The 9,592-nt window shown below is 71.8% G+C and carries 7 protein-coding genes; 5 read left to right on the forward strand and 2 right to left on the reverse strand.

Annotated elements, in window-relative coordinates:
• Positions 1-21 precede the first annotated feature (21 nt).
• The 4 genes from rpsK (at position 22) to truA (ending at position 3,299) form a co-directional block, all read left to right on the forward strand.
• A complete protein-coding gene (gene rpsK, locus ACZ7LS_RS05380; RefSeq protein ID WP_003956432.1) occupies positions 22-426 on the forward strand; it encodes a 30S ribosomal protein S11 in 405 nt (134 codons plus the stop codon).
• A 119-nt stretch (positions 427-545) separates the two neighbouring features.
• The gene (locus ACZ7LS_RS05385; RefSeq protein WP_003956430.1) at positions 546-1,568 is read left to right on the forward strand and encodes a DNA-directed RNA polymerase subunit alpha; all 1,023 of its coding nucleotides are present in this window, start codon (positions 546-548) and stop codon (positions 1,566-1,568) included.
• 176 nt (positions 1,569-1,744) lie between these two features.
• Complete coding sequence (rplQ, locus tag ACZ7LS_RS05390) at positions 1,745-2,251, forward strand: 50S ribosomal protein L17 (protein WP_129770851.1); 507 nt, start codon at positions 1,745-1,747, stop codon at positions 2,249-2,251.
• Between the two features lie 91 nt (positions 2,252-2,342).
• Entirely contained in the window at positions 2,343-3,299 is a 957-nt protein-coding gene (gene truA / locus ACZ7LS_RS05395; protein WP_385131767.1) for a tRNA pseudouridine(38-40) synthase TruA, read from the forward strand.
• 28 nt (positions 3,300-3,327) lie between these two features.
• Here truA and ACZ7LS_RS05400 read toward each other — a convergent pair whose 3' ends face one another.
• Positions 3,328-6,606 carry a glycosyltransferase gene (locus ACZ7LS_RS05400; protein WP_385131770.1) on the reverse strand — a complete coding sequence of 1,093 codons (3,279 nt, stop codon included), beginning with the start codon at positions 6,604-6,606 and terminating at the stop codon, positions 3,328-3,330.
• A 134-nt stretch (positions 6,607-6,740) separates the two neighbouring features.
• Positions 6,741-7,619, reverse strand: a complete 879-nt coding sequence (locus ACZ7LS_RS05405) for a hypothetical protein (RefSeq protein WP_385131772.1) — start codon at positions 7,617-7,619, stop codon at positions 6,741-6,743.
• A 92-nt stretch (positions 7,620-7,711) separates the two neighbouring features.
• Here ACZ7LS_RS05405 and ACZ7LS_RS05410 point away from each other — a divergent pair, with 92 nt between their 5' ends.
• Positions 7,712-9,331, forward strand: coding sequence for an ABC-F family ATP-binding cassette domain-containing protein (locus ACZ7LS_RS05410; protein ID WP_382668390.1), 1,620 nt, complete (start codon positions 7,712-7,714; stop codon positions 9,329-9,331).
• Positions 9,332-9,592 lie beyond the last annotated feature (261 nt).

The following is a 9,592-nucleotide window of genomic DNA, read 5'->3' on the forward strand; positions in this document are numbered from 1 at the left end:
ACCTCCCTGTAGGAGAAATAGATGCCCCCCAAGGGTCGTCAGGGCGCTGCCAAGAAGGTGCGCCGCAAGGAAAAGAAGAACGTCGCTCACGGGCACGCCCACATCAAGAGCACGTTCAACAACACGATCGTCTCGATCACCGACCCCTCGGGCAACGTGATCTCCTGGGCCTCCGCCGGCCACGTCGGCTTCAAGGGCTCGCGCAAGTCCACCCCCTTCGCCGCGCAGATGGCCGCCGAGTCGGCCGCCCGCCGCGCGCAGGAGCACGGCATGCGCAAGGTCGACGTCTTCGTGAAGGGTCCCGGCTCCGGCCGTGAGACCGCGATCCGCTCGCTCCAGGCCACCGGCCTGGAGGTGGGCTCGATCCAGGACGTCACCCCCACCCCGCACAACGGCTGCCGCCCCCCGAAGCGCCGCCGCGTCTGACCCCTTCCCCCCTCGCCGGGGGAACGGCTCGCGGGCGGTACGGCGCTTCGGTGCCGTGCCGCCCGTACCCTTGTTCTGTTGGCATCAAATAGCGGGTGCCAAGACTGGAGGACCGAAACATGCTTATCGCTCAGCGTCCCTCGCTGACCGAAGAGGTCGTCGACGAATACCGCTCGCGGTTCGTGATCGAGCCGCTGGAGCCGGGCTTCGGCTACACGCTCGGCAACTCGCTCCGGCGTACGCTCCTCTCCTCGATTCCCGGCGCGGCGGTCACGTCGATCCGGATCGACGGTGTCCTGCACGAGTTCACCACCGTGCCGGGCGTCAAGGAAGACGTCACCGACCTCATCCTGAACATCAAGCAGCTGGTCGTCTCCTCGGAGCACGACGAGCCGGTCGTGATGTACCTGCGCAAGCAGGGTCCCGGCCTGGTCACGGCCGCTGACATCGCCCCGCCGGCCGGTGTCGAGGTGCACAACCCGGACCTCGTGCTCGCGACGCTGAACGGCAAGGGCAAGCTGGAGATGGAGCTGACCGTCGAGCGCGGTCGCGGCTATGTCTCCGCCGTCCAGAACAAGCAGGTGGGCCAGGAGATCGGCCGGATTCCGGTCGACTCGATCTACTCGCCGGTGCTCAAGGTCACGTACAAGGTCGAGGCGACCCGTGTCGAGCAGCGCACCGACTTCGACAAGCTGATCGTCGACGTCGAGACCAAGCAGGCCATGCGGCCGCGCGACGCCATGGCGTCCGCCGGTAAGACGCTGGTCGAGCTGTTCGGTCTGGCGCGCGAGCTCAACATCGACGCCGAGGGCATCGACATGGGCCCGTCGCCGACGGACGCGGCGCTGGCCGCCGATCTCGCCCTGCCGATCGAGGAGCTTGAGCTCACCGTCCGGTCGTACAACTGCCTCAAGCGCGAGGGCATCCACTCCGTGGGTGAGCTGGTGGCGCGCTCCGAGGCCGATCTGCTCGACATCCGTAACTTCGGTGCGAAGTCGATCGACGAGGTCAAGGCGAAGCTGGCCGGCATGGGCCTGGCCCTGAAGGACAGCCCGCCCGGATTCGACCCGACCGCCGCCGCGGACGCCTTCGGCGCCGACGACGACGCGGACGCGGGTTTCGTGGAGACCGAGCAGTACTAAAGGCCCCGAGTCCGGGGCGGAGGGCTTTGTCCTCCATCCCCGGACGGGCTTGATGGTGCCGGGTTCCCGGGGCTTGAGCAGCCCGGACCGGCCCGAGTTCGCTTCCGCGGGGCAGCCGCCCCGCGGGAACTGACACCGGTACCTGATACGGCCGGTGCAGACACAAGGAGATACACATGCCGAAGCCCGCCAAGGGTGCCCGTCTGGGCGGCGGCGCCGCGCACGAGAAGCTGCTCCTCGCGAACCTCGCGAAGTCGCTCTTCGAGCACGGCCGCATCACCACGACCGAGGCCAAGGCCCGCCGCCTGCGCCCGATCGCGGAGCGTTTCATCACCAAGGCGAAGAAGGGCGACATCCACAACCGTCGCCTGGTGCTGCAGTCGATCACGGACAAGAGCGTCGTCCACACGCTCTTCACCGAGATCGCCCCGCGGTACGAGAACCGCCCCGGTGGTTACACGCGTATCACCAAGATCGGCAACCGTCGTGGCGACAACGCCCCGATGGCGGTCATCGAGCTGGTCGAGGCCCTGACCGTGGCGCAGCAGGCCACCGGTGAGGCCGAGGCGGCGACGAAGCGCGCGGTCAAGGAAGACGCCCTCAAGAAGGACGAGGCTCCGGCCGAGACCGTCGAGGACGCCAAGCCGGCCGCCGAGGCCGAGTCGGAGTCCAAGGACGCCTGAGCGTTCTGACGACTGACGGACGGGTCCGCTCCCTGAGGGGGGCGGGCCCGTTCCGCGTGGAGAGGACGGACAGGTGGGTCAGGTGGGTCGGATGGGCCAGTCGAACGCGGACGGCGCGGACGGCGCGGACAGGACGGACAGCGCGGACAACACGTACGGCGCGGACGTCGAGGGCGCGGCGCCCGGACACGTACGGATACGGCTGGACCTGTCGTACGACGGCAAGGACTTCTCCGGCTGGGCGAGGCAGCGGACCCAGCGGACCGTCCAGGGCGAGATCGAGGACGCGCTGCGTACGGTGACGCGGTCCTCGCGTACGTACGAGCTGACCGTCGCCGGGCGTACGGACGCGGGCGTGCACGCGCGCGGGCAGGTCGCGCATGTCGATCTGCCGGACGACGTGTGGGCCGAGCACCGGGAGCGGCTGCTGAGACGGCTCGCGGGGCGGCTGAGCCACGACGTACGGGTCTGGAGGGTCACCGAGGCACCGCCGGGCTTCAACGCGCGGTTCTCGGCGGTCTGGCGGCGCTACGCGTACCGTGTGACCGATCATCCCGGGGGTGTGGATCCGCTGCTGCGCGGCCATGTGCTCTGGCACGACTGGCCGTTGGACGTGGCGGCGATGAACGCGGCGTCCGCCGGGCTGCTCGGCGAGCACGACTTCGCGGCGTACTGCAAGCGGCGTGAGGGCGCGACGACCATCCGTACGCTCCAGCGGCTGGAGTGGGAGCGCGACGCGCACGGGGTGATCACCGCGACCGTGCGGGCCGATGCCTTCTGCCACAACATGGTGCGCTCGCTGGTGGGCGCGCTGCTGTTCGTGGGAGACGGGCACCGGCCCGTGGAGTGGCCGGCGAAGGTGCTCGCGACGGGGGTGCGGGACTCGGCGGTGCATGTCGTACGGCCGCACGGGCTCACCCTGGAGGAGGTCGGCTATCCGGCCGACGAACTGCTGGGCGAGCGGAACCGTGCGGCGCGCAACAAGCGGACGCTGGGCGCGAACCTGAACGGGAACGCGGACGGCGGCGGGGACGCGGGCTGCTGCTGAGGCCGGTTGCCGGGGCCGGCCCCCGGGGTCAGCTGCTCCGCAGCCGGCGGGCCAGGCGGCGCAGCGGTCCCGGCCTACGGGACGGCGTGGCCGGCGCGGGTGCGGGCTCCGGCGCGGGGACCGCGACGCGCAGGGACAGATCCTTGTGCGGATTCGTCCAGTACGGGGTGACGCGGCGGTCCGGCGCGGTGGGGTGCGGTACGGGTGTGAGCCGCTCGGGCACCTCGGGCCCGCGCCGGGAGCCGAGCCGCGCGGACTTCGTCCAGCCGAGCGCGGTGAGGCGTACGGACAGATCCCAGACGCCGTCGCCGAGCGGCGCGCCGTCCAGCGCCGTGGCGAGGTCGAGCCGGGCCGTCCCCGCGACGCTCAGCACGCCGTCGGGGCGGAAGACGGTGGTCTTCGTGGGCAGCCGGTACTCGGCGCCGCTGGCGCGTTCGCGCAGGACGAGCACGACGGACGCCTTGGCGGGGGAGGCGCCGCCGGTGAGCGGCTCACGGGCGAGCCGGTCCCGCAGGGCGGGCGAGAGACCGGCCGGGGCGAGGGCCTCGTGGTCCGTACGGGTGTCGGGACCGGCGCTTGTGCCGGTGCCGGTGCCTGTGCCTGTGCCGGGGGCGGAGCCTGTCTCGGTGCCTGTGCCTGTGCCTGTGCCTGTGCCTGTGCCTGTGTCGGTGCCTGTGCCTGCGCCGGTGTCGGTGACGCCCAGGGGGCCGTCGGCGCCGTGCAGCTCGCCGGTGAAGGCGATCCGCAGACAGCCGCCGTCGTCCAGCCAGGACAGCGCGTCCAGCCGGGCGTGGCAGACGACCGAGGACTCCCACGCGGCGAGCGCCACCAGATCGTCGAGCCGGTCGTCGGTGATCAGCCCGACGGCCACCCGGCGCGCGGCGGGCAGACCGGCCACCGACGTCTCGGAGATCCCGTCCACGACGACCCCGCGGATCGCCCGGAACAGCTCGCGCCGCGCGTCCTCGTCCAGGTCCAGCAGGCGTTTGCCGCTCAGCCGGTCCAGGATCTCCACGCGCAGCCAGCGCCGGTGCAGCCGGTCGCGCGCCGCCCCGGGGCCGACGAGCCCGTCGACGGTCTTCAGCAGGGCGCGCAGCTCGGGGTAGAACTCCCCGGGCGGTACGGCGGGTCCCGCGCCGCCCGGACCGTAGTGGTAGCAGACGTAGCCGCCGAGGACGGCGGTACGGCCCGCCCGGAGGGTGGCCTCGGCGGTGAACGCCTGCTCCGCCAGCCGGGATCCGCCCGCGGGGAAGCGCAGCCCGTGCCGGTCGAGGAAGGCGCGGTGGAACAGTTTGTCGGCGGTGAGGCTGTCGGCCAGCGGGTCCCTGGCGAGGGTGGCGCGCGGCCGGTCCCTCACGAACAGCTCGCGCGGGAAGGGCCGGCCCTTGCCCGCGAGCTTGCCTGCGACGATGTCGGCGTCGTGCTCGATGCCGTACGCGTACATCCGCTCCAGGGCTTCCGTGCCGAGCCGGTCGCCCGGCTCCATGTACAGCACGTACTCGCCGGTCGCGCCGTCCGTCCCGGCGTTGCGGGGATCGGTGCCCGGCGCCGCGTCCGCCACGGTGATCACCTCGACGGCGTCCGCCGGCAGGGTCTGGGCGGCCAGTGAGGCGAGGGTGGTCTCGACGGCCTCCGGCGCCGCTCCGGCGGTCGGTACGACGACGCTGACCTTCGGCGGCCGGGGGCCGGGCGCCGCGTCGGTCGCCCGTACGGTCAGGGCCAGTCCGTCGTCGGTGAGTGCGCCGGTGATCTCGTGCCCGCCGAGGATCCCGGGGGCGGGCAGGGCCACCTCTCCGGGGGCCGTGCTCCCGCCGAGGCGCGTGTACCGGTCGAAGCCCGCGCCCGTCAGCCTGATCCGTACCTCCCACACGCCCTCGGCCAGCGGCCCGCCGCCCGCGCCGCGCAGCGGGTCGACGGCGACGGTGCCGTGGACGACGGGCCGTACGAGAACGGTGCCCTCGGGTACGAGGCCGGCGGGGCCGCTGGGGCCGCCGGGGCCGTCCGGGGCGGGTTCCGGAGCGGGTTCCTCCTCCAGGACGAGCGAGGTCTCGCGCTCGGGGAGCCACACATGCGCGGTCTCCGCGTGGTGCAGCAGCACATCGGCCTTGAAGGACTTCAACTCGTCGGTCACGTCGACGGGTTCGGAGAGGACCCCGTCGGTGAGGGAGGGCGCGAGGAAGTACCGGTCCCCCCGCCTGGCCAGCAGCAGACCGGAGCCGTCGTGCGCGCCGTCGGGGCCGGGCTCGCCCGCGAAACGGGCGGTGAACGACGCGGTGAACCGGTCGCGGTTCCAGCCCGCCCGCTCGATCGCGCACCGGGCGCTCAGATCCGTCTGTCTGCGGGTGAACTCGGTCAGTTCCGCCGGTCTGTTCTCCCGGAGCAGGGCCGATCTGGTCCGCTGCACGGCCGCCAGCCCCGTGTGCACACCGTCCGTCATGAACTCCTCGGCCAGCTCGCGCACCACCTCGAACGGGTCGTCCCGGAAGGGCGGGTCGACCAGCAGGCCGCGCGGCGGCTCGCCCAGCCGGTGCAGCATCTCCACCCGGTAGAAGCGGCGCAGCAGCCGGTCGCGTTCGGGCCCCGGCGCGGTGCCCGCGACGACGGTCGCCATGACCTCGCGGAGATTCCCGTAGTACCGGCGCGGGTCCATGGCGGCCGTACCGGCGTTCTCGGCGTCCTCACGGGCCCAGTACGCGTAGCAGACGTAGTCGCCCAGTACGGAGACCACGGACGCCTTGAGGTAGGCGCGGACCATGAAGAGCTGGTCCTCCAGGATCCAGGGCCCCTCGGGGTGCGCGATGCCGTGCTCGCGCAGGAACGCGGTGCGGAACATCTTGTGCGGGGTGAGGCTGTCGATCAGCGGCGCGTTCCGTACGGTGCAGCTCTCCCGGGTCCGGGTCATCAGACCGTACGGGACGCCCCGGCTGCGGAAGTTGCTGGCGACCTTGCCGATGACGATGTCGGAGTCGTTGCGCGCGGCCATGGCGTACAGCCGCTCCAGCGCCTCGGGCGCGAGCCGGTCGTCGTGGTCGGCGAACTGCACGTACCGGCCGTTCGCCCGCTCCACGCCGATGTTGCGCGGCTTCCCCGGCCAGCCCGAGTTGGCGATGCGTTCCAGCCGGAAGTGGCCGTGCTCGGCGACCAGGGCCGCCAGCCGCTCCGGGGTCGCGTCGGTCGAGCCGTCGTCGACGAAGAGCACCTCGAACTCGTCGCTTGGCAGGGTCTGCCCCAGCAGCGAGCCGACCAGCGGCTCGATGTGGATTCCCGAGTTGTACGTCGGCACCACCACGGTGACTTTGACCGTCATCCACCCCACGCCCTCTGCACGTTCACCAGCGCCACACATTCGCGCCGACTGTACCCAGCGCGGAGCGCGCGCGAGGCCGAAAGAGGTGCGGGCGACGCGGCGTACGGCCGGTGGCTACGGGGTGACGGGCCCGGTCACGGGGCGACGGGCGCGGTGGCCGCGGCCGATGCCTGGGCCCTGCCCCGGGCGAGGATCTGGCGGAAGGCGAACTCCGCGATGTCGTCCCCGGTGGTGAAGACGTCCTTGTCGGAGGTGGTGACGTTCTTGCCGGAGGTGAAGCCGCCGACCGTGAAGTAGACGTACCTGCCGTACGAGTTGGTGGTCTTGCGGCAGACCGAGGGGGCCCGGCAGAAGGTCGGGACGCCGGCGCCGGAGAGCGAGGCGATGCCGTCCTCCGCCTGGTCCTTGGCCTTCAGTGCCTTCGCCTCCGTCTCGAAGACCGCGACGCCGACGGTCACGGCGACCCCGCCCTTGCTGTACGTGGCGCGGATGACCTGGTCGCAGCTGTTCGAGGCGAGGATGGAGCCGAGTGCGCCCTGTGCCGCCGCCGCGCAGTTGGTGGTGCGGGCCGTGGCGCCCTTCGCGTACGCGCGGTCGCTCATCGTGACCTTGTCGCCGGGGAAGAGGGTGTCGGCGCTCAGCGGCGCCTTGTCCTTGTCGGCGCTGGAGACGTAGTCCTTCGGGTTCGGCGGCGGCAGCGGCTCGACCGAGGAGAAGGTGGGCTCGGCCTCGGGGCTCCGGTCCGGCAGATCGGTGGGCGTGGGCAGTTCGTTGGCGGTGTTCTGCGTGCCGCGGTCGTTCCCGCCGTTCATGGAGACGACGGCGGTCGCCACGATCGCGGCTATCGCGCCGGTCGCGAGCACGCCGCCACCGATCATCAGCCGGCGTTTGCGGCGGGTACGCGCGGCGGAGGCGTCCGCGAGAGCGGCCCAGTCCGGTGTCTGTGTGCCGTGCGGGTCATGGTCCGGTGAACCGGGGCCGCCCCAGGAGGGCCCCCCTTGCCCAAAGCTCATGACGGGAGTTTAGACCGCCCGGCGGCCGGGAAATCGCGCGGGAATCGGAAAAGGATTGGGCTCCGGCGCGACCTGCACGGACAATGCCGGACATGGGACATGTTGAGGCCGCGCATCTGGAGTACTACCTCCCCGACGGGCGGGTGCTGCTCGCCGACGCCTCGTTCCGTGTCGCGGAAGGCTCGGTCGTCGCTCTCGTCGGGGCCAACGGCGCCGGCAAGACCACGCTGCTGAGGCTGATCGCGGGGGAGCTCCAGCCGCACGGCGGCACGGTCACGGTCAGCGGCGGGCTCGGGGTGATGTCGCAGTTCGTGGGGTCGGTACGGGACGAGCGTACGGTCCGTGACCTGCTGGTCTCGGTCGCGCAGCCGCGCCTGCGGGAGGCCGCGGCGGCCGTGGACGCGGCCGAGCACGGCATCATGACGGTCGACGACGAGGCCGCGCAGATGCGGTACGCGCAGGCGCTGAGCGACTGGGCGGAGGCACGCGGCTACGAGGCCGAGACGGTCTGGGACATGTGCACGACGGCGGCGCTCGGCGTCCCGTACGAGAAGGCGCAGTGGCGCGAGCTGCGCACCCTGAGCGGCGGTGAGCAGAAGCGGCTGGTCCTTGAGGCCCTGCTGCGCGGACCCGATCAGGTGCTGCTCCTCGACGAGCCGGACAACTATCTGGACGTGCCGGGCAAGCGGTGGCTGGAGGAGCGCCTGAAGGAGACCCGTAAGACGGTCCTCTTCATCTCCCACGACCGGGAGCTGCTGGCCAGGGCCGCCGAGAAGATCGTGAGCGTGGAGCCGAGCCCGGCCGGTTCCGACGTGTGGGTGCACGGCGGCGGGTTCGGTACGTACCACGAGGCCCGCAAGGAGCGCTTCGCGCGCTTCGAGGAGCTGAAGCGGCGCTGGGACGAGGAACACGCCCGGCTGAAGGCGCTGGTGCACCGGCTGCGGCAGCAGGCGGCGATCAGCCCGGACATGGCCTCGCGCTACCGGGCGATGCAGACGCGCTTCAAGAAGTTCGAGGACGCGGGAGCGCCGCCGGAGCCGCCGCGCGAGCAGGAGATCTCCATGCGGCTGCGCGGCGGCCGTACCGGCGTACGGGCCGTGACCTGCGAGAACCTGGAGCTGACCGGGCTGATGAAGCCGTTCTCGCTGGAGATCTACTACGGCGAGCGGGTCGCGGTCCTCGGGTCGAACGGCTCCGGCAAGTCCCACTTCCTGCGGCTGCTGGCCGGTGAGGACGTACGGCACACCGGGCAGTGGAAGCTGGGCGCGCGCGTCGTGCCGGGCCACTTCGCGCAGACCCACGCCCACCCCGAGCTGCTCGGCCGCACGCTGGTCGACATCCTGTGGACGGAGCACGCGAAGGACCGCGGCGGCGCGATGAGCGTGCTGCGCCGCTACGAGCTGGAGCGCCAGGGCGACCAGCCCTTCGACAAGCTCTCGGGCGGCCAGCAGGCGCGCTTCCAGATCCTGCTGCTCGAACTGCGCGGTACGACCGCGCTGCTGCTGGACGAGCCGACGGACAACCTGGACCTGGAGTCGGCGGAGGCCCTCCAGGACGGTCTTGAGGTGTACGACGGGACGGTGCTCGCGGTCACCCACGACCGCTGGTTCGCTCGCTCCTTCGACCGGTATCTGGTATTCGGCTCGGACGGGGTCGTACGGGAGACGCCGGAGCCGGTGTGGGACGAGCGACGGGTGGTACGGGCGCGGTAGGCGCGGGGCCGGGGGCCGGGGCCCTCGCGGGGCGCGGCCCCCGTTTTGACCCGTACGGGGCAGCGACGGTATTCTTCTGGTTCGTTATGCGTATTGGCTTGGTCGTTCTCACGCGAGGGGCCCTTACGCCGGTCCACCGGGCCGATGGACAGCGGTAGGTGCGCGGGTTGCGTCCCCGAAGCATCACCAGGGCTGTCGTGATCGTCCGGGTGGTCCCTGTACAGGACCCGTCCCCTCAGCCCTGGGGGGCTGGGGGAGACC

Source organism: Streptomyces sp. NPDC039430, assembly GCF_055639435.1.